General features: G+C 61.0%; 15 protein-coding genes. 10 read left to right on the top strand and 5 right to left on the bottom strand.

Annotation, left to right across the window (positions count from 1 at the left end):
- Positions 1-27 precede the first annotated feature (27 nt).
- Entirely contained in the window at positions 28-1242 is a 1215-nt protein-coding gene (locus tag ACPS74_RS06440; protein WP_029648516.1) for a glycoside hydrolase, read from the top strand.
- 25 nt (positions 1243-1267) lie between these two features.
- On the opposite strand, the gene ACPS74_RS06435 is transcribed toward ACPS74_RS06440, so the two are convergent.
- From ACPS74_RS06435 to ACPS74_RS06420, 4 genes are all read right to left on the bottom strand, one after another.
- Positions 1268-3073 carry an ABC transporter ATP-binding protein gene (locus tag ACPS74_RS06435; protein WP_244471398.1) on the bottom strand — a complete coding sequence of 602 codons (1806 nt, stop codon included), beginning with the start codon at positions 3071-3073 and terminating at the stop codon, positions 1268-1270.
- 41 nt (positions 3074-3114) lie between these two features.
- A complete protein-coding gene (locus ACPS74_RS06430) occupies positions 3115-5853 on the bottom strand; it encodes a glycoside hydrolase family 2 protein (protein WP_029648518.1) in 2739 nt (912 codons plus the stop codon).
- A gap of 150 nt (positions 5854-6003) precedes the next feature.
- Complete coding sequence (gene glf / locus ACPS74_RS06425; RefSeq protein ID WP_029648519.1) at positions 6004-7146, bottom strand: UDP-galactopyranose mutase; 1143 nt, start codon at positions 7144-7146, stop codon at positions 6004-6006.
- Entirely contained in the window at positions 7139-8344 is a 1206-nt protein-coding gene (locus tag ACPS74_RS06420; protein ID WP_425622393.1) for a glycosyltransferase family 1 protein, read from the bottom strand. The genes glf and ACPS74_RS06420 overlap by 8 nt, the downstream gene beginning before the upstream one ends.
- A gap of 203 nt (positions 8345-8547) precedes the next feature.
- Here ACPS74_RS06420 and ACPS74_RS06415 point away from each other — a divergent pair, with 203 nt between their 5' ends.
- Positions 8548-9123: a PRC-barrel domain-containing protein gene (locus ACPS74_RS06415; RefSeq protein ID WP_036241344.1), complete on the top strand. Its 576-nt coding sequence runs from the start codon at positions 8548-8550 to the stop codon at positions 9121-9123.
- A gap of 41 nt (positions 9124-9164) precedes the next feature.
- On the opposite strand, the gene ACPS74_RS06410 is transcribed toward ACPS74_RS06415, so the two are convergent.
- Positions 9165-9494 (bottom strand): hypothetical protein, encoded by a 330-nt coding sequence (locus tag ACPS74_RS06410; protein WP_029648524.1) that lies wholly within the window; start codon positions 9492-9494, stop codon positions 9165-9167.
- A gap of 326 nt (positions 9495-9820) precedes the next feature.
- Here ACPS74_RS06410 and ACPS74_RS06405 point away from each other — a divergent pair, with 326 nt between their 5' ends.
- From ACPS74_RS06405 to ACPS74_RS06370, 8 genes are all read left to right on the top strand, one after another.
- Positions 9821-11422 (top strand): phosphoenolpyruvate carboxykinase, encoded by a 1602-nt coding sequence (locus ACPS74_RS06405; protein ID WP_029648525.1) that lies wholly within the window; start codon positions 9821-9823, stop codon positions 11420-11422.
- Between the two features lie 109 nt (positions 11423-11531).
- Positions 11532-12701 carry an isovaleryl-CoA dehydrogenase gene (locus tag ACPS74_RS06400; RefSeq protein ID WP_029648526.1) on the top strand — a complete coding sequence of 390 codons (1170 nt, stop codon included), beginning with the start codon at positions 11532-11534 and terminating at the stop codon, positions 12699-12701.
- Positions 12702-12716: 15 nt separating this feature from the next.
- A complete protein-coding gene (locus tag ACPS74_RS06395) occupies positions 12717-14321 on the top strand; it encodes a carboxyl transferase domain-containing protein (RefSeq protein WP_029648527.1) in 1605 nt (534 codons plus the stop codon).
- A gap of 22 nt (positions 14322-14343) precedes the next feature.
- Positions 14344-15120 (top strand): enoyl-CoA hydratase-related protein, encoded by a 777-nt coding sequence (locus ACPS74_RS06390; protein ID WP_347371965.1) that lies wholly within the window; start codon positions 14344-14346, stop codon positions 15118-15120.
- Between the two features lies 1 nt (position 15121).
- The gene (locus ACPS74_RS06385) at positions 15122-17128 is read left to right on the top strand and encodes an acetyl/propionyl/methylcrotonyl-CoA carboxylase subunit alpha (protein ID WP_029648529.1); all 2007 of its coding nucleotides are present in this window, start codon (positions 15122-15124) and stop codon (positions 17126-17128) included.
- On the top strand, positions 17125-18084 hold the full coding sequence (locus ACPS74_RS06380) for a hydroxymethylglutaryl-CoA lyase (protein ID WP_051381677.1): 960 nt from the start codon (positions 17125-17127) through the stop codon (positions 18082-18084). Before ACPS74_RS06385 ends, ACPS74_RS06380 begins: the two co-directional genes overlap by 4 nt.
- A 26-nt stretch (positions 18085-18110) precedes the next feature.
- Complete coding sequence (locus ACPS74_RS06375; protein ID WP_029648531.1) at positions 18111-19262, top strand: acyl-CoA dehydrogenase family protein; 1152 nt, start codon at positions 18111-18113, stop codon at positions 19260-19262.
- A gap of 4 nt (positions 19263-19266) precedes the next feature.
- Positions 19267-20340 (top strand): 3-hydroxyisobutyryl-CoA hydrolase, encoded by a 1074-nt coding sequence (locus ACPS74_RS06370; RefSeq protein WP_029648532.1) that lies wholly within the window; start codon positions 19267-19269, stop codon positions 20338-20340.
- Position 20341 lies beyond the last annotated feature (1 nt).

The raw sequence follows: 20341 nt of genomic DNA, 5'->3' as shown, positions 1-20341 counted from the left end.
CTCCACGAGCGATCGGGGAGTAAAGGCATGTTTCAGAGTTTCTTTCTCGCGGGTTTCGAGGGGTCGACAGGCTTCAACCGGCACGGCGAGTGGTTCGATCAGGTGGTCGCGACAGGTCACGACGCCAATGTCGACGAAGACTATGCCGACATCGCGCGACTGGGCTTGCATGCCGCGCGTGAGACCGTTCGTTGGCCGCTCGTCGATTGCCGCGGTCGATATGATTTTTCCTCGCTCGAACCGTTCATAGAGGCCGCAAACCGTCACGGCGTCGGGGTGATATGGGATCTCTTTCACTACGGTTTCCCTCAGGACGTCGACCTTTGGGCCGAGGCGTTCCCCCGACGTTTCGCCGACTACTGCTATGCGGTGGCGCGCTTCGTGGCCGCGCGCATGGAGGCTCCCTGCGTCTTCACGCCGATCAATGAGCCTTCGTTCATGGCCTATGCCGGCGGCGAGAAGGCGCTGTTCGCGCCATATGGGTCGGGACGAGGCTGGGAGTTGAAGGTCGCGCTCGCGCGTGGCGCAATCGCTGGAATCAACGCGATACGCGCCGCCTGTCCCGATGCGCGTTTCGTCAGTGTCGATCCCTTGTGCCGCGTCGTCTGTCCCGAGGACAGGCCGGATCTTGCGCCTCAGGCGGACGATTTCAATAACAGGCTCGTGTTTCAAAGCTGGGACATGTTGTGCGGCAGGCTTCTGCCCGAACTCGGCGGCAGTCCTGAACATTTGGACGTGGTGGGAATCAATTATTACTGGACCAATCAGTGGGAGTTGAACGACGCGCCGAACGCCGACGGAAACGTGCCGCCGCTTGACGACGATGATCCGCGCCGAGCGCCGCTCTCGGATCTCATTCTCTCGGTCTGGCAGCGGTACGGCCGCGAGGTCATGATCACGGAGACCAGCCACGTTGGGGACAATCGTGGACCGTGGCTGTGCGAAGTGGTCAGCGCCTGCCATGCGCTCTTGCTGCAGAACGTGCCGTTACGCGGCGCGTGCCTTTACCCGATCCTGGGCATGCCCGAGTGGCACGATCGCGATCTCTGGACGCCTATGGGCCTGTGGGATCCGCTCTGTCACCGCGATCCCGGCGCAGGCCGGCTTTTATGCGAACCGATGGCGGAAGCGCTGCAAGGCGCAGCGCCGCTCGAAGCGCTTCATCAGGCGCAGCAGGAGGCTGAAAGTCGCCGCGACTCGCAGTTCAATTATGCGAGGCGCAAGCGTTACGCGGCGCGTTGACGAGATCCTTTATCCCCGCAAATCGTCACTCCGCCGCTTCAGCACGTCTCCGCGCTTTTGAAAACGCGCCGCCTGAAGAGATGAGCGCGTCATGCGCGCCGCATTCGACGATTTGTCCTTTGCTCATGACGAAGATGCAATCACAATCGACGACCGACTCCAGACGATGGGTCACGAGAATAATCGTGCGTGATCCTTTCAGTCGGTGCAGCGTTTCTATCAGCCGCCGCTCCTGCTCGGGATCGAGCGCGCTCGTTGGTTCGTCAAGGACCAGGAACGGCGCGTCCGATAGCAGCGCGCGCGCAATGGCGATTCGCTGCCGCTGACCGCCTGAGAGATTCGCGCCGCCTTCGGCCAGCACCGTCTCATAGCCATCAGGCAGTGGGTGAATGAATTCGGCGGCGCCCGCGTCTTCGGCCGCTCGTTCGATGTCCGCTCGCGTTGCGTTCTGCCGGCCATAGGCGAGATTTTCTGCGATGGTCGCCGGCAGCACGAGGCTGTCTTGCGCGACGAGCGCGAAATGCGCTCTTAGCGCCTCGAGCCGTACGTTCCTGAAGTCGACGCCATCCAAGCGTAGCGCCCCGCTCGTCGGATCGTAGAACCGAAGCATGAGACTCAAGAGCGTGCTCTTGCCGGCGCCGCTCGCTCCGACGAAGGCCACCATCTGGCGCGGCCGTATCGTCGCCGAAACGTCGGTGAGAATTTGTTTGCCGCCCCCGTAGTCAAAACTTACGCGTTCGAGCGTCAGAGTTCGCGGCTTACTCGAAATCCAACGGGCTGCCGACGAATCGACAACGGCTTCCGGTTCGTCGAGCACATGAAAAACCCGACGCGACGCGGCCTCGAAGATGCGCACTTTGGCGAAGAACTCGCTGAGCCATTTCAGCGGGTCCCAAAGCTTGCGCAAGTAGTCGATGAAAATGAGCAGCGTCCCGACCGTCATGCCGTCGGCGACGGGCATGAGAAACTGGTCTCGGTAGACGAGCCAACCTCCATAGCCGAGGATGATCGCTCCGCCCACGGAGAGGATGCCGTCGCGCGCGAGAGGATAGAGCTGTTCCTGCCAATTCAAGCTCAGCAGGGCCTCGACGCTTCTGCCGACCGCGCCGGAGAAGCGTCTGAATTCGAATGCCTCGCGACGAAACGCCTGCGCCAAAGGTATACGCGCCATCGCCTGCTGAATATGCGCGGTCAGATCGGCGTCGATCTGCTTCGAGTCAAGCGCGCGTTTGTGGATTTTGACGCCAAATCGCCAGTTGCTCCATATCATGAAGGGAGCGACGGTAAATGCCGCCAGCGTTAAACTGACGTTTCGAGAGAAAAGAATAATGGTCATCACGGTGAGCGTTACGGCCGCAACCGAAGTTCCAATCACGACGTCGACGATGCCCCACGGGCCGAAGGTGTCTGTCGTCAGACGATAGATCGAATCGCCCTGCGGTCGGCTGCGGTGATAGGTGAGGCCAAGATTTTGAAGCTTGGTGAAGAGATCAAACCGCACCCGCGTCGTGCCGCGATAATTGAGGTAATAGTTGATCATCATGCGGCCCATCCACGCCGTATATCCGACGAGTTGCAGTCCAAGTCCGATCGCGACCAGACCCGCGATCTGCCCCGGTTTGTCCTTCGGCAATACGGCAAGAAAGTAGCTGTGTATCCAGTTGCCTTTCGGCTCGCTGGAAAGCACGGAATCGACAAGCACCGCCAGCGGCCACGCCTCCAGGAGGCCCACGCTGACGGAGACCGCTATCATCGCGACAAGCGCGGCGATCCGCACCCGGTCTTGTAGAAAGTATGTCAGCGCCCGGCGATAAACCGCGACGTCTGTCATGTCTTGCGCAGAATGCATGGCGCTATAACGCGCCAGCTCGCCTAAAGGTCTTCCCAGCCCACGGGTTCGAGCTTGGAGATCGCAGGCGCCGGACCGGCGCTGCGCGCCGCAGCTTCGATCAGGCCGCCAAGCAAAGCCGCGGCGGTTGGATCTTCTCCCGGAGGATCACGCAACAGTTTGAAGGTCGCGATCACGATGCGGCCTGTGCCGTAGTTGCGTCCGACCGCAATCGCAGCCGGACGATGGATCCACCCGACAACCAGCGCGGCGTGAACCCGCGCCTGAAAATCAAGGAGATTACAGCCGGAGATGATATGCGTCGGGATCACGCGATCAAACGCCTGGTCAAGCAGAGGCCCGCCGGGAATTGCGGCGAAAGGACCCTGCCGTCGAAGCCAGGCGAAGGACGACGCCCAGTCGCCTCGCCAGAGCGTGCCGTCGCGCGCCACCACCTTGACATTCTGCCAATGCGGAAAGAATGGCGTGAGCGAGCCTGGCGTTTCGGTCAAGAGAACTGCTCGCCCGCCGGCGCGCACATAGGCCGCGAGCGCGGCGGAAGCTTGCGTCTCGACGACGACGTCGGCCGTCTCGCCCCCTTCCGCCAATCTATAGCCAAGCGCCTGCAAGCGATCCCGAATGTCGCCGTGTGACGACCACAGCGAAAGCTCCGGCGGTCGCGGCCTCGCATGCACGGCAACGTCGATTTCGTTGCTCGCGAGAAGTCGTCCGTCAAGAGAACGCAAGCGCAGGGTGAGACGGCGCAGGCAGGAGTGCTCGACCATCGGCAGTTTCACCGAAATCATGCCGAGATCAGCTACGACGCCGGGCTCGATGGAGGGAATTTCCAACGTCATCGGCTCGGTGAGCGATATGTCGAGAGCCGCCGCCTCCAGTGGATTTGGACCGCCATGCGCCACGCAGAGCGAGAGGCGAACGGCGTCGCCCGACCAATAGGCGGGGCGATCGAGGGTGGGCAGAATAACCGTATCGGCATTGATCGAGTGAAACAGATTGTGAAAAACGCGCGGATTGGAACGCATGTCGAGAAGGCCGTTCGCCTCCCAATGACAATCGGTCAGCTCGGTGATGACGTAGCCGGCGATCTGCGGCTTCCGGCGCATGGCTTCGATCTGGTATTTCAGCGCCCGAAACTGTTGCCACTGGGTCGCCTCGACGAAGCTTTCGAACGTCCCGAATACGCGATCGAGACTCCAGTCTTGAAATCGGTTGCGAACGCCATGCGCATACATGACGCCTTCGCTCCAGTCGTGGCCGGTCTCGAACCACCAGGCTTCGGCTCCGGCCGCGTCTCTCAATTTCTCGGGGTCAGGCAGCCCCCAATTGCCAAATTCGGAGCATAGCAGCGGCTCCTGTCCCGTGATGACCGCGTCGCCCTCGGGGCTGAACAGCCATTCGGCCCTTCCGGCGAGTTCCTCGACGAACTGATCCCAGTCCTCCCGGCTATCGGGAATGGCGGCATAGAAATGGAAATCTGCGAGATCGGTCTGCACGTGAAAGCTTGGCGCCAAGGGCGAATTGTCGACGACAAGCCGCGACGGATCGTAGGACTTGAGCCACAGATACAGCTTCTTCAGCCATGCGCGGTGATAGGCGTCATGGACAAGGTCGACGCCCCAGTTCTCGTTGATCAGCGTCCAGCAAAAGATCGAAGGATGGTTTCCGTCGCGATCGATCAGACCCTTCAGCGTGAGCTCCTTGCGCTCTCGCGAGAGTTCGGTCGAATCCCCGGCGTTCGGCAGTTCCGCCCAAATCAGCAGGCCAAGGCGATCGGCGACCTCATAGTAGCGCGGATCCGGCACCTTAATGTGACAGCGCAGTGCGTTCAGCCCGAGTTGCTTCGCCTTGTTAAATCTATCCTCGAGAAATTCGACGGAGGGCAGAGTGCAGATCGTGTCGGGATAATAGTCCTGGTCGAGAGCGGCACGCAGATAGAACGGCTTGCCGTTGAGATACAATTTCCCGTCTCGGGTTTCGACGCTGCGAAAGCCAAATGTCGTTTCAATTTGGTCGACGACGACGTCTTTGCGCCTCATCGAGACTTGCAGACGATAGAGGTAGGGCGTGTCGGGCGACCAGCAGCGCGGCGCAGGCACAAATGAATACAGCAGGGCGTTCTCAACGCCGGCCGCCAGTTTGGCGCATGAATGCGCGACGGCGTTTTCCTCTGCGTCGACGACCGTAATCGTCACGTCGGCGGCGTCGGTGAGCGGGCTCTCGAAGCGCACTTGCGCCGAAATCTCTCCGCTCGCCTGCGATGAACGCACGCGCACCGTCGTCACGTGGTCGGCGATCCGCCTTTCGAGATACACGGACTGCCATATCCCAGAGAGCGGGCCGTACCAGCTCTGCTTGCCGAAGGGCATTTCGGCGAATGGCGTCGTGGGGAATTCGAACGGGTCGTCGGTGGGGCTTTCCACCTTCACCTTAATCTCGGCCTTTCCATTGACGATCCGGTCTGTGATGTCGAAATGAAACGGCAGGAAGCCGCCCACATGGCTGCCGACGAATGCGCCGTTCACAAACACATGGGTAATGTGAAAAACGGCGCCGAAGTGCAGAAACACCCGCTGCTCCAGCCATTCTTCAGGTATCTCCACCTCTCGGCGATAGACTGCGACGCCGCCGCGCATGCGCAGATCGGCGAATTGGGCTTGCCAAGGGCTCGGGACAAGAATCGTCCTACTCTCGGCCGGCTTGGCACCATAGCCGAGATATTTGAAGTCCCATGACCCGTCTAGGGATATGCGCGTTGCGCTCACCAAACCTCACCTCGACCAAAAGCGCCGGCGCCGGAGCATCGATACGTTGGTCGAATATAACAATGAGCGATCCACAGTCGATTTTCTACATAGCGACCGTCAAAACGCCAGTATTTTTATTTACGACTCAAGCTTAGCCGGGCGACTCGACTATTCAGCGGCGACTGAGGCAGTCGCGAAGGCCGCGCTGTTGCGCGCCGGGATCTCCTTATTGATCCGCCGGAACGTCGCGAGCGCCTGTCCGACCACCTGATCCATATTGTAGTAGCGGTAGGTCGCAAGCCTCCCGACAAACCAAACATTTTGCTGCGCGATCGCAAGCTTTTCGTAGCGCTTGTAAATCTCCGCATTTTCCGGGCGGGGCACGGGATAATAGGGGTCGCCTTCATCACTCGGGAATTCATAGGTCAAGCTTGTTTTAGGATGGTCCTGACCCGTGAGATGCTTATATTCGGTCACCCGCGTATAGGCTTCTGTCTGCGGATAATTAACCACCGCCACAGGCTGATGCTGGCGCTTATCGAGCGTGACATGTTCGAAGCGCAACGACCGATAGGGCAGCTTGCCGAAGCGGAAGTTGAAATATTCATCGATCGGCCCGGTGAAGATCAGCCTTTTATAGAAAACTTCGTTGCGCACTTCTTCAAAGTCGGTCTGCAGCATGACGTTGATGTTGGGGTGCTTCACCATGCGTTCGAACATGCGCGTATAGCCGTGAAGCGGCATGAACTGGTATTCATCGCCAAAATAGCGGTCGTCGTGATTGAGGCGCGTAGGCACCCGCGCCGTGACGGACTTGTCCAGCTGCGACGGCTCTACGCCCCACTGCTTTTTGGTGTAGCCGCGAAAGAATTTCTCGTAGAGTTCTCGCCCCACGGTGCTGACGACGACGTCCTCAGACGTCTTGATCTCTTCACAATGTTCGGCGCGGCTCGCGAACCACTGCACAAGTTGCTCGGAGTTTAAGGAGAGACCGTAGAGGCGATTCACCGTGTCCAAGTTGATCGGAATGGGCACGAGCATGCCGTCCACATTCGCGAGCACGCGGTGCTCGTACGGGCACCAACGCGTGAACTGCGAAAGATGCTCGAAGACGGCTTCCGAGTTCGTATGAAAGATATGCGGGCCGTACTGATGCATGAGCACGCCGGCGTCGTCGTAGCGATCATAGGCGTTTCCGCCGATGTGCGGCCGACGATCGATAAGAAGGACGCGCTCGTCGCGCTGCGACGCGAGCCGTTCGGCCAGCACGCTTCCTGCGAAGCCTGCCCCGACGATAAGCCAGTCAAACAAGTTGCCCCTCCCGCGCTGATTTGGACTCGGCGCCGACGCTTGCGATGTGCAGCATCATTCTCGCCCAGGTCTTGTCCCAAGACATTTCTGCAAGACTCGCATCGACCGAACTGAGCCAGTGCGCCTTAGGTCGCGAAAGCAACAGGTCGATCTTGGCGACGAATTCTTCCGCGCTCGACGCGATTTCCACGTGTCCGGCCGCGCCGTAGGGATTGACGACATCGGTGATCGGCGTTGAAACCACTGGCACGCCTGCAGCAAGAAACTCCGGGGTCTTCGTCGGGCTGATAAAGCGCGTCGCTTCATTCAACGCGAATGGCATGATTCCGACGTCCCATCCGGAGAGGTAGTTCGGAAGCTCCTGGTAATTTTTGCAGCCCAGCCAATGAATGTTTTCGGCGCGGGGCAGAGATTGCGGGCTGATCTTCGCGGTGGGGCCGATCATCACCAATTGCCATTGCGGTCGCAGCGCGGAGATGCCGGCGACGATATCCATATTCATGCGTTCATCGATCACGCCAAAGAACCCGATGCGGGGATGCGGAATCTCCCTTTGATCATCGGGATCAACGCTGCGGTCTCGCGCGCTTTTGAAGTGAGCGGTGTCGACGCTGCTCGGAAAAACGTGAATGTTGTCGTGTCGCTGACGTTTGGATTCGTACAGGCTCTGTCCGCCGACGAACATGAGTTCGCTCTTGGCCATCAACTCTCGTTCGAGATCGAGAATGCCTTGCGGCGCTCCAGCAAACGCGGAAAGCTCATCCATATTGTCATAGACGCGCAGGTTGGGAGTCAGATGTCGAGTAAACTGAAGCGCCATGGGCGTATAGTACCAACTAACCCATCGCGAAGGCCGCACATCAGCGAGCAACTCGTTTACAACTCGATGTTGCGCGTTAGTGATTTCGTCTGGCGAGAGGCCTTCTGGAAGAACAGGCGTGACGACAACGACGCCGCAGGCTTCATCCCTTTGGATTTTCACGCCTGCGTCTTCTTGGGAAAAGATGGGCTCTTCAATGTAGAAGACGCCGAGGTTTCGAGCTGCTCGACTCAAAAGATGCTGTGGTCGCTGATAAACGAAGTTCCAACGAAGATGGGAGAAACAAAAGAGATGACTTGGAACTGACATCATGCCCCACCTCGAGCCTTGCGGTTTTCTTTGCTTTTCGGTTTCCCTGAACAAACTCGGGTTCAGCAACTTTGTTCCGGCATTATGAACAGTTGGACAGCTTCGGGCGACGGAACGCGATCACGGCTCCCGCGCTGGCGGATCTCCGGATGGCTGCTGATCTGCCGGAACAGCGTCTCTAACTGCGCGTTCAGTTAAACGGCGCTGGCGCGAGGCTACTGGCGGTTCTTATGTGGGAATGGGCGTTAGGCTGGATCGCACCGGCCGCAACGATGATCGCCGCGATGATGACCGCCGCCAACGCCGGCGCGCGCGTCACGGGCTGGGGTTTCGTCGTGTTTGCAATGGGCTCCGTCGACTGGAGCTTGACCGCGATGTACTCACATCAGCGCAATCTGTTGCTCACCAATCTTTTTCTTACGGTGGTCAACATGATTGGGGTGTGGCGATGGTTGGGTAGGCAGGCAAGGCATGAGGACGGAAGCATCAAGGCCGTGCGCAAGAGCAGCCACGCGGACGCTGTGCCGTCGCTCTTTTCTGCGTCGGCGGCCGTTGGCGCTAATGTCATAGATGCAAGCGGCGAAAAGCTCGGCGTCATCGTTGATCTGATGCTGAGACGCGATCAGCGCGGTCTCGCCTATGTGGTCATCGCCCAATATGGAATGGGCGGCGTCGAAGAGACGCTGCGCGCCGTCGATCCGGCGAACATAGAGTTCACAGCCGATTCCGCGCACAGTAAAATATCTAGGAAGGAGCTCGACGCGCTACCGGCGCTTCAAGCCGACGATTGGCCCAGCGCCTTACCCTCTGAGCGCGCGAGCGCCCCCGGCGCATTGGGCCGAAACTGAATATGGCCGACGCGTATGCGCCGGCCATTCTTTATCAACCGTTAGTCGCGCGGATAGCTGCTGCCCGAGTTCCACATCGCGCCCAGCATAAATCCCGCAGCCACGGCCATGAGCACAGTCGTCGTTGGCTGACCGCGCGCCGACTTCTCAATGGCCTGCCGGAAATTGCCGATCACATCGCCGGCGCGTCCAGCAACTTCGCTGCCCTTTTCCTGCATCGTCGACATCGCCGATCCGGCTTGCTCCATGGTCTGATTGATGCGTTGCCCGACTCTGTCGGCCGCCGCCATTGCTTTGTCGCCCATGACCGCAGCAGTCTCGCTGATCGGGCGATCCGATTGTCGGATGCGCTCCAGTTCTGGCGTCGCCATTCTTGCCTCCATCCTCGAAATAGTTCGAGCCTCGCCTTAACCCGCTCGCGAGGTCGTTGTTCCAATTAAGGAAGCGGGAACGTTGCGGAGGCGGGCGTCAGCCGGTCGGCTTTCACTCGCCATTTGGGCGTCGCGCATTGCTGCGGCCTTGGGCGCTACTGCAATTGGCTGTTCGTGTGGATGTAAGTTCCTGTTAGCCAATGACGCAAGCCGCGCGCCTTGATTTGAATAATCTATGCTTTATTTCCTGAAAGTGCTTGCGCTTAGCTAGCGCGTCAAACGCAGTTCGCGTCGCGTGTTAGCGAGCCGGTGAGGAAGATCTCGGGATGGCGAACACGGCGATGTGGCGGGCGGATGATGTCCGGGGGTGGGCGGTCGAAGACACGGACCTCTTCACAAAGGCGCGTCGGAATTGCGAGACGAGCGAACTCTACGCCGAAGCGATCCGACGCGGGGAGGGAGTCGCATCCGCGACGGGCGGCCTCGTCGTGGAAACGGGCGCCCACACAGGGCGGTCGCCGAACGACAAATTTATCGTTTGCAACGCGTTGACCGAGCCGACGATCTGGTGGGACAACAATCTTTCAATGACGCCAGAGCAGTTTGGCCGACTGCATCAAGACATGCTGACGCACGCGCGTCGTATGACTCTCTTCTCTCAGGATCTCTATGCCTGCGCCGCGCCAGCGCATCGGCTGAATATTCGGGTTTTGACTGAATACGCTTGGCATTCGCTCTTTGCGCGGCACCTTTTCACTCCGGTTGAGAGCACGAGAGGTTTCGAGCCGCAGTTGACGGTTCTGGATCTGCCCTCTTTCCGGGCCGACCCATTGCGGCACGGGTGTCGCTCCACCACAGTGATCGCCATCGATTTCTCGAGAGGCGTCGTGCTGATCGGCGGCACGCAATATGCGGGAGAAATCAAGAAATCGATCTTCACCTATCTCAACTTTGTTCTACCCGCGAAAGGCGTGTTGCCGATGCATTGCGCCGTCAATGACGGCGAGGGTGGATCGGCGGTGTTCTTCGGACTTTCGGGGACAGGTAAGACGACACTTTCGGCCGATCCGGCGCGCAGCCTGATTGGCGACGACGAGCATGGGTGGGACGAGAGCGGTCTTTTCAACTTTGAAGGCGGCTGCTACGCCAAGGCGATCCGGCTCGCGCAGCAGTCGGAGCCGGACATCTACGCCGCGTCTCACCGTCGGGGCGCTATCCTTGAAAATGTGTCGTACGATCCCGGCGCGGGGCGGTTCGACTTCGACGACGATTCAAAAACCGAAAACACGCGGATCGCTTATCCGCTCGACTTCATCTCCAATGCTTCGACGACGCGTCGCGCGAGTCATCCCAGGAACATCGTGATGCTGACGTGTGACGCATTTGGCGTGCTGCCGCCGATCGCGCGTCTCACGCCCGCGCAGGCGATGTATCATTTTCTGTCCGGCTACACCGCCAAGGTCGCGGGGACCGAGCGCGGCGTCAAAGAGCCCCAGGCGACGTTCTCCGCCTGCTTTGGCGCGCCCTTCATGCCGCGCCCCCCGACGGAATACGCCGATCTGCTGCGCGAGTTCATCTGTTCCAGCGATGCAAACTGCTGGCTGGTGAACACCGGTTGGTCGGGCGGCCCCTATGGGATCGGACGTCGAATGCCGATCTCGGCGACGCGCGCTTTGCTTCAGGGCGCTCTCGACGGGTCCCTCGCGCAAGCCGACTTCCGGACGGATCCCTCCTTTGGACTATCCGTGCCGACGTCTGCGCGCGGCGTCGACTCCAAGATGCTGGATCCTGTCCAGACGTGGTCCTCGCGCGAAGATTTTAACCATATGGCGAAAAGGCTGATCGGAATGTTCGAGGCGAACTTCAGCCGGTTCGCCGCCGTCGTCGACCAGCAGGTGCTTGACGCCCAGCCCGGCGCCGTCCGATAGCCAGCGCAGCGTCTTGCGCCAAACAGACTCGCGCAAGCATTGGCCAACTTGAAACTTCGCTGATTCGAGAAATATAGGCTGTATCTTGGTGCGCCGTCGGAGGATGCGCATGCGCCATTGGACGCCTACTTTCGACTTCGATCTCGGCGATGTCGCCGACCGCGTGCGCAGCGCAACCGAAGCCTTCGCGACGGCGGAAATCGCCCCGCAGGCGCAGCGGATCGATGCCCAGAACGCTTTTCCCCCTGACCTTTGGCCAAAGCTCGGCGCGCTCGGCGCGCTCGGTCTGACCGTGCACGAGCAATATGGCGGGGCCGGCATGGGCTATCTGGAACATGTGCTGGCGATGGAGGAAATCAGCCGCGCCTCAGCGTCGGTCGGGCTGTCCTATGGCGCGCACTCCAATCTCTGCGTGAACCAGATCCATCGTAACGGCTCGGACGAACAAAAGCGGCGATACCTGCCGAACCTCGTCTCGGGACATCACGTCGGGGCGCTCGCGATGTCAGAGCCTGGCGCCGGATCAGACGTTACGGACATGAAGCTTAGCGCGGTGAAGCGCGCCGATCGCTATGTTCTGAACGGAAGCAAGATGTGGGTGACGAACGGTCCCGACGCCGATGTCGTGATCGTCTACGCCAAAACCGATCCGGGCGCCGGACCGCATGGCATCACCGCCTTCATTGTCGAGCGCGTCTTTCCCGGATTTTCATCAAGCGCGAAGCTCGACAAGCTCGGCATGCGCGGCTCCAACACATGCGAACTCGTATTCCAGGACTGCGAGGTTCCCGAAGAGAACGTGCTTGGGCTCCCCGAGCGCGGAGTCAATGTGTTGATGAGCGGCCTGGATTACGAGCGCGCTGTGCTCGCCGGCGGTCCGCTTGGGATCATGCAGGCCTGCATGGATGTCGTGCTACCCTATGTGCACGAGCGCAAGCAATTTGGGCAGCCGATCGGCGAGTTCGAGCTCATGCAGGGCAAGCTCGCCGACATGTACACGGCGGTCATGGCGACGCGCGCATATGTCTATGCGGTCGCGAAGGCAAGCGATCGCGGCCGCGTGACCAGAAAGGATGCGGCGAGCGCGATACTTTTCGCCGCTGAACGCGCGACATGGATGGCGCTTGAATCGATTCAGTGCCTGGGCGGCAACGGTTATATGAACGAATATCCAACGGGAAGACTATTGCGCGACGCCAAGCTTTACGAGATCGGCGCGGGAACAAGCGAAATCCGGCGCATGTTGATCGGGCGCGAACTCTTTCAGGAGACAGCCTGATTTTGGATTAAAGATATGCCCCTCGATAGCCTTGTTAATCCGAACGACGCCGATTTCACGAAGAACCGCCAAGGGATGACCGATCGCGTCGCCGAGTTGAGGCGGATTGCGGCGGATGTTCGAGCAGGTGGCGGCGAGCGGGCGTGTAAGCGGCATCTCGCCCGCGGCAAAATGCTCGCGCGTCAGCGCATTGACGCGCTTGTCGATCCCTTTTCGCCCTTTCTCGAAATCGCGCCATTTGCCGCTTACGGCATGTATGACGGGCGTGTCGCAGCGGCCGGAGTCGTCGCCGGCATAGGGCGGGTGCGCGGCCGCGAATGCATGATCGTGGCCAATGATGCGACGGTCAAAGGCGGCGTCTACTTCCCCCTAACTGTAAAGAAGCATCTTCGCGCGCAAGAGATCGCCGCGCAGAACAATCTGCCCTGTCTCTATCTCGTCGATTCAGGCGGCGCCAATCTGACGAGTCAGGAGGATGTTTTTCCCGACCGGGATCATTTCGGCCGAATTTTTTACAATCAGGCCACGATGTCGTCGCGCGGCATTGCGCAGATCGCCGTCGTCATGGGTTCGTGTACCGCCGGCGGCGCCTATGTTCCGGCGATGAGCGATGAAACGATTATCGTGCGCAACGAAGGCGCGATATTCTTGGCGGGTCCGCCTCTCGTCAAAGCCGCGACGGGCGAAGTTGTGACCGGCGAGGAGCTCGGCGGCGCCGACGTTCACTGCCGCCGTTCTGGCGTCGCCGATCATTGCGCCGAGAATGACGCGCATGCTCTGCAAATCGCGCGGGATATCGTCGGCAATCTCGGGCCTTCCGGCGCCATCACGGTTCCGGTGAGAAAGCCTGCTGAGCCCTGCTACGATCCCGCCGAGATATACGGTCTGTTGCCGCAGGACCCGCGAAAGCAGTTCGACATACGCGAGGTGATCGCGCGCCTCGTCGACGCGAGCGAATTCGAGGAATTCCGCAAGCTGTATGGCCCGACGCTGGTGACAGGTTTCGCGCACATCTATGGCTATCCCGTCGGGGTCGTGGCCAATAACGGCGTCTTGTTTCCCGAGAGCGCGCAGAAGGGCGCGCATTTCATCGAGCTTTGCGCGCGACGAAAAATACCGCTGCTCTTTTTGCACAATACGACGGGCTTCATGGTCGGAGCGAAGTATGAAAGCGCCGGCGTCGCCAAGGAAGGCGCGAAGATGGTGACGGCGGTGGCGACGGCCGCGGTGCCGAAGCTCTCGATCATCGTCGGCGGCAGTTTCGGCGCGGGCAATTATGCCATGTGCGGGCGCGCCTACTCGCCGCGCTTTCTATGGATGTGGCCGGGTGCGCGCATCGGCGTCATGGGCGGGGAACAGGCCGCGAGCGTGCTGACCCGCGTCAAGCGCGAGGCGATGGAGAAACAGCAGAAGGCTTTCTCGGAGCAAGAGGAGGAGAACTTCATGCGCCCGATTCGTGAGCAATATGAGCGCCAGAGCCTGCCGCTCTATTCCAGCGCCCGGCTCTGGGACGACGGCGTCATTGACCCGCTCGACACGAGACGGATTGTCGCTTTGGCGCTATCCTTCGCGCTGAAGGCGCCGATCGAAGAAACGCGCTTTGGCCTGTTTCGCATGTGAGTCCTGTTCTATGACGACTTTGATGCAATCGGTTGACGCGAACGGCGTCGCGACGTTGACGCTGAACCGTCCAGACAAGCGCAATGCGCTCGACTATGAGCTTATTGGCCTTCTAAAGGATGCGCTCGAAGAATTGGATGCGCGCGCCGACGTCCGCATCATTACGCTTGAGGGCGCGGGAGACTATTTTTGCGCCGGCGGCGACATCGGCTCGATGATCCGCGTCGCTCAGCGCTCATCGAGCGCCAATGAACAGGACGCTTTGGCGCTCGCCCGAATGCTGCGCGCTTTGGACACGGTGTCAAAGCCGACGATCGCCTTGGCCAAGGGCGTCGTTGTTGGCGGAGGCGTCGGTCTGCTCGCGTGTTGCGACATCGTTGTGGCCGCCGACGACGCGTCATTCTCGCTCAATGAGGTGCGGCTCGGATTGCTGCCGGCGATCGTCGCGCCCTTTCTCATCCGGGCCATAGGCCTGCGGCAGCTGCGCCGATATGCTTTGACGGCGGAGCGCTTTTCCGCCGCCGAGGCGCAGAAATTGGGTCTCGTCCATCGAGTGGCGCCCAGGTTGGAGGTCAATTTGGCGCATGCGGCCATCGTTGCGGACTTGCTGCGCGGCGCGCCTGGCGCGCAGGCGGACGTAAAGACCTTCTTCGCGGAATGCGACGGCCACGGAGTCGACGCAGAACTCTTGCGCGAAGCCGCGCATCGTCTCGCCGCAAGAAGATCGAGCGCGGAGGCGCAGGAAGGTCTTTCGGCCTTTCTCGAAAAACGAGCGCCACACTGGATCGCGGCCGATTGAGATGATGCGCAAGCTCCTCATCGCGAACCGCGGCGAGATCGCTTGCCGAATCATGCGAACCGCGAAAAGATTGGGCGTAACGTCGGTCGCCGTCTACTCCGAAGCTGATGCGCATGCGCTGCATGTCGAACTTGCCGATGAAGCCTATCTTCTCGGACCCGCGCCGGCGCGCGACAGCTATCTGTCGATCGGGAAGATCATCGACGTCGCAAGGCGTAGCGGATCGGACGCCATACATCCGGGCTACGGATTCCTGGCCGAGAATGCGGACTTTGCCGAAGCCTGTGCGGCGAACGGTCTGATCTTCGTCGGGCCGCCGCCCCACGCCATGCGGCTTCTTGGCTCCAAGAGCGAGGCGAAGGCGGCGATGATGCGGGCAGGGGTGCCGGTGGCTCCGGGGTCATCGGGGGGCGAAGACGCTGAATTGTTCGAAGCGGCGCGCGCCATCGGTCTTCCATTGCTCGTGAAGGCGTCCGCAGGCGGCGGCGGCAGGGGCATGCGCATCGTGCGCGCGCCTGAGGAGTTGTCCGCCGCGATCGAAAGCGCCCGGCGCGAAGCGCGCGCCGCCTTCGGGGATGACGCGCTGTTCATCGAGAAATATTTCTCCGGCTATAAGCACGTCGAAATCCAGATTTTCGCGGACTCTCACGGCAACGTCGTTTCTTTCCTTGAGCGCGACTGTTCGATGCAGCGCCGCCATCAAAAGGTTATTGAAGAAACGCCTGCGCCCGGTCTGACGCCCTCGTTACGCGCGCAGATGAGCGACGCGGCGATCCGCGCCGCCCGTGCCGCTGGCTACACCGGCGCAGGCACGGTCGAATTTCTCGTCGGCGAAGACCACTTCTATTTTCTCGAGATGAACACGCGGCTGCAGGTCGAACATCCCGTCACCGAGATGGTCTCGAAGCAGGATCTCGTCGAATGGCAGTTGCGCGTCGCCTGTGGCGCGCCGCTTCCCTTGACGCAGAGCGAGTTGAGGATGAGCGGTTGCGCCATGGAAGCGCGGATCTGCGCGGAAGATCCCGCGCGCGGGTTCATGCCTTCGGTGGGCGAGATCGTCCATTTTCGCGCGCCGCGGCAAGCGCCTTTCTTGCGCATCGACTCGGGCGTTCGCGCCGGGGATCGCGTCACGCCCTATTATGATTCGCTGTTGGCGAAACTCATCGTCTTCGGCGAAAATCGCGAGCAGGCGTTGCGTCGCCTGCAGGCGGGGCTAGAAGAAGTCGAGATCGTTGGCGTCGCCACAAATCTCGATCTGCTGCGGGCGATCGCCAAGAGCGACGGGATGGCGGCCGGCGATTACGACACGGAATATGTCGGGAGCAATATTGCTATGCTGACGTGCGCCGCGGCTCCGAGAACGGATTCGGACCGCGTCCTTCTTGCGGCGGCGGCAGCGGTTTTCCTGGCCGACTCTCGGCGCTCCGCGCTTGAAGCGAGTAGATCGCTCGGCGACGATTGGTCGCCCTGGGCCGGAACGGACGCGTGGCGGCTCTACGAGCGCGCTGATCATGAACTCAGGGTGACGCAGGCGGGCCGGACGCTTGTTGCACAAGTCATGCGTCCGCAGGGCGGCGGCTTCCTGCTGAACTTTGGGGACGCGGTCGCGGAAGTTGGCGTTCAAACTGTCGCAGGTCGCCTCTCGCTGCATGTGGACGGCGTGAAGCACGAAGTCTCAACAGTCGCTTTGGATAATGGCCTTATCGTCATTCTGCGCGGGAAGAACTATGTGATCCACTGGGCGAAAGCGGCAACCTCCTCTCAAAGCGAAGGACCATCTGACGAACGCGTGCTGGCCCCGATGCCGGCGACGGTCACGCGAGTTGCGGTGAAGCCGGGCGACGCCGTCAGCAAAGGCGAGACGCTCGTCGTCCTCGAGGCGATGAAAATGGAGATCGCCATGGCCGCGCCACATGATGGCGTCGTCAAAAGCGTCGCCTGCGAAGTTGGCGACATGGCGATCGAAGGCGCCGAACTCGTCACGATCCTGCGAAAGGACGGGGAGTGAGCGTTCCTGCACATGTCAGCATCGTGGAGGTCGGCCCACGCGACGGCCTGCAGAATGAGAAGGTGGCGCTGTCGCCGCAGATCCGGGCCGAACTCATCGGCCGTCTTGCGGCCGCGGGGCTTTCGCGCATCGAAGCCGGAAGTTTCGTCTCCCCTACGGCCGTGCCGCAGATGGCGCATACGGATGAAACGCTTGCGCTTGCGCCAAGGCAAAATCTGCGGCTGAGCGTGCTGGTTCCTAACCTTCATGGACTCGCGGCGGCGCTTGCGGCCGGGGCGGACGAGATCGCTGTGTTCGCTGCGGCGTCGGAGTCGTTTTCAAATCGCAATATCAATTGCTCGATCGAGGAAAGTCTCACGCGATACGCCAAAGTCGTCGCAGAAGCCCGGCGATACGGCGTCATGGCCCGCGGCTATATTTCCTGCGTTTTGGGCTGTCCTTATGAAGGTGAGGTCGATAGCGGCCGAGTGGCGTCGGTCGCCTCCGCTCTTCTGGAAATAGGCTGCTTCGAGGTCTCGCTCGGCGATACGATCGGCGTCGGCGCGCCGCTACCCGCCCGCCGAATGGTCGAAAGAGTGGCGCGCATCGCGCCGCTCGACAAAATCGCGGTGCATTTTCACGACACCTACGGACAGGCGCTCGCCAATATTTTCGCGTGCCTCGAAGTCGGCGTCAGCGTTGTCGACAGTTCGGTCGCCGGCCTTGGCGGATGTCCTTTCGCGTCCGGCGCCGCCGGAAATGTCGCGACCGAGGACGTCGTCTATATGCTTGAGCGAATGGACGTCGAAACCGGCGTGTCGCTCGATCGACTCTTGGAGGCCGGAGCTTTCGCCTGCCGCGAGTTGAAGCGCGCGCCGGCGAGCCGCGTGGCGCAAGCCTATGCCGCCAGATGCGGCGATCCGACCGAAGCCCCTTGCGACGCTGACTTGCCAAAAAGCTTCGATGCGACAGATTAACGTCAACAATTGCGGTGAATGGCCGAATGTCGTCCTATTTCGAATTGAGTCCCGAGCAGCAAGCCATTCGTGAATTGGCGCGAGACTTCGGACGCGATCGCCTTGCGCCCTTTGCTCTCGACTGGGATCGCGAGCATGTCTTTCCGACAGACACGCTGCGTGAGGCCGCGGCGCTCGGCATGGCGGCGATCTTTGTGCGCGAGGCGTCCGGCGGCGCGGGGCTGACGCGATTGGACGGCGTGCTGATCTTCGAGGCGCTCGCAATGGGTTGCCCCACGATCGCCGCTTATCTCTCGATTCACAATATGTGTGCGGGCCTGATCGACGCTTTCGGAACCGAACGCCAGATCGACGCATGGCTGCCAAGGCTCGCGACGATGGAGGTTCTCTCGAGCTACTGCCTGACGGAATCGGGCAGCGGTTCGGACGCTGCGGCGCTACGCACGCAGGCGCGGCGCAGCGGCGATCATTATGTCTTGAATGGCGCGAAACAGTTTATCTCGGGCGCCGGCGCGGGCGGCGCCGACCATCTCTATGTGGTCATGGCGCGTACCGGCGAGCCGGGGCCGCAGGGCATATCGGCCTTTGTCGTCGAGGGCGGCGCGCCAGGCCTAAGTTTCGGCGCGCTCGAACGAAAAATGGGATGGAACGCCCAGCCGACGCGGGCCGTCATCTTCGACGACTGCCGCGTGCCGGCCGAAAATCTCATCGGACGCGAGGGCGACGGATTCAAGATAGCCATGGCCGCGCTCGACGGCGGGCGGCTCAACATCGCCGCCTGTTCGCTTGGCGGCGCCCAGTCTGCGTTTGATCACACTCTTCGCTACATGAACAGCCGCAAGGCGTTCGGACGCGCGCTCGACGAATTCCAGGCGCTGCAGTTCCGGCTCGCGGATATGGCGACGCAGCTTGAAGTCTCGCGCACATTCCTTTGGCGCGCGGCGGCGGCGCTTGACTCCAAGGCGCCAGACGCCACGACGCTATGCGCCATGGCCAAGCGCGTCGTGACCGACGCCGGCTTCACAGTCGCCAATGAGGCGCTGCAATTGCATGGCGGCTATGGATACTTAAGCGAATATGGCGTCGAGAAGATTGTTCGCGACCTTCGCGTCCATCAGATTCTGGAGGGAACGAATGAAATCATGCGCGTCATCATCGCGCGCTCGCTACTGAAGTAAGCATATGGATCTCATCGCTTCGCGCGAGGGCCGTCTCGGACGCATCCTCCTCAACAGACCACAGGCGCTCAACACGTTGACGCTGCCGATGGTGCGCGAGTTCCGGCGCGCGCTTGACGACTTTGAACGCGACGCGAGCATTTGCGCGGTGCTCGTCACGGGCGCCGGCGAACGCGGTCTGTGCGCCGGCGGCGACGTGAGGATTCTTTACGAACTGGAGCCCTCGCAAAAAGGGCTTTTCGCCGACTTTTGGCGCGAGGAATATGCGCTGAACGCCCGCATCGCCTCCTTCCCCAAGCCTTATGTCGCGATCATGGATGGCGTCGTGATGGGGGGCGGCGTCGGCATATCTGCGCATGGCAACCGGCGAGTGGTCACGGAGCGAAGCCGCGTCGCGATGCCGGAGGTCGGCATTGGATTCCTTCCTGATGTGGGCGCGACCTGGCTTCTTTCGAGAGCGCGCGAAATTGGCGCCTATCTGGCGCTTTCGGCGACGTCGGTGGCGGCGGCGGACGCGATAGAGGTCGGTCTTGCGGATGTTCTAATTCATGCGGCGGACATTGAGCCGCTGATCGACAGGCTGGCGACGATAGCAGACGCCGAAGACGTCGATGTTGCGTTGCGGCGCCTCGCCCGCCGCCCCGGGAGCGGCCGACTCTCGCTGCACAGGCCGTTGCTCGCTGAAACGACGGCGCATGACCAGGTCGACGACATTATCGCCGCCTTCGAGCGCGAAGGGTCGGAATTCTCCTTGCGCGCGGCAGAGGACATCAGTGCGAAGTCGCCGACGGCGCTGAAAGTGACGCGCGCATTGCTGCTGCGCGCCATTGCCGCCCCTGATCTCGAGACTTGTCTCACGAACGAATTCAGGGCGGCGTGCCGCATGCTGGAGACTCATGATCTTTACGAAGGCATTCGCGCCGCGATCATCGACAAGGACCGACGCCCGACATGGTCGCCGGACGGGCTTGACTCTGTGAGCGATCAAACCGTCGAAGGCATTCTCGCCGGGGACGACACGCCGCTCCCGGCGTTCAAAAGCTGGGATTCAACCCCATATTCTGCCTGGAGGGGTTAGC

The sequence above is a fragment of the Methylocystis sp. SB2 genome (assembly GCF_049817085.1).
GTDB classification, from domain to species: Bacteria; Pseudomonadota; Alphaproteobacteria; order Rhizobiales; family Beijerinckiaceae; genus Methylocystis; species Methylocystis rosea.
This window is presented reverse-complemented; position numbering and strand designations above follow the sequence as displayed.

Coding starts and splice junctions, on each gene's coding strand:
- ACPS74_RS06390 (WP_347371965.1), top strand. CDS start 14,344: ATGCAATCGGTTGACGCGAACGGCGTCGCGACGTTGACGCTGAACCGT.
- ACPS74_RS06440 (WP_029648516.1), top strand. CDS start 28: ATGTTTCAGAGTTTCTTTCTCGCGGGTTTCGAGGGGTCGACAGGCTTC.
- ACPS74_RS06375 (WP_029648531.1), top strand. CDS start 18,111: ATGTCGTCCTATTTCGAATTGAGTCCCGAGCAGCAAGCCATTCGTGAA.
- ACPS74_RS06415 (WP_036241344.1), top strand. CDS start 8,548: ATGATCGCCGCGATGATGACCGCCGCCAACGCCGGCGCGCGCGTCACG.
- ACPS74_RS06385 (WP_029648529.1), top strand. CDS start 15,122: ATGATGCGCAAGCTCCTCATCGCGAACCGCGGCGAGATCGCTTGCCGA.
- ACPS74_RS06400 (WP_029648526.1), top strand. CDS start 11,532: ATGCGCCATTGGACGCCTACTTTCGACTTCGATCTCGGCGATGTCGCC.
- ACPS74_RS06370 (WP_029648532.1), top strand. CDS start 19,267: ATGGATCTCATCGCTTCGCGCGAGGGCCGTCTCGGACGCATCCTCCTC.
- ACPS74_RS06435 (WP_244471398.1), bottom strand. CDS start 3,073: ATGACAGACGTCGCGGTTTATCGCCGGGCGCTGACATACTTTCTACAA.
- ACPS74_RS06395 (WP_029648527.1), top strand. CDS start 12,717: ATGCCCCTCGATAGCCTTGTTAATCCGAACGACGCCGATTTCACGAAG.
- ACPS74_RS06405 (WP_029648525.1), top strand. CDS start 9,821: ATGGCGAACACGGCGATGTGGCGGGCGGATGATGTCCGGGGGTGGGCG.
- ACPS74_RS06410 (WP_029648524.1), bottom strand. CDS start 9,494: ATGGCGACGCCAGAACTGGAGCGCATCCGACAATCGGATCGCCCGATC.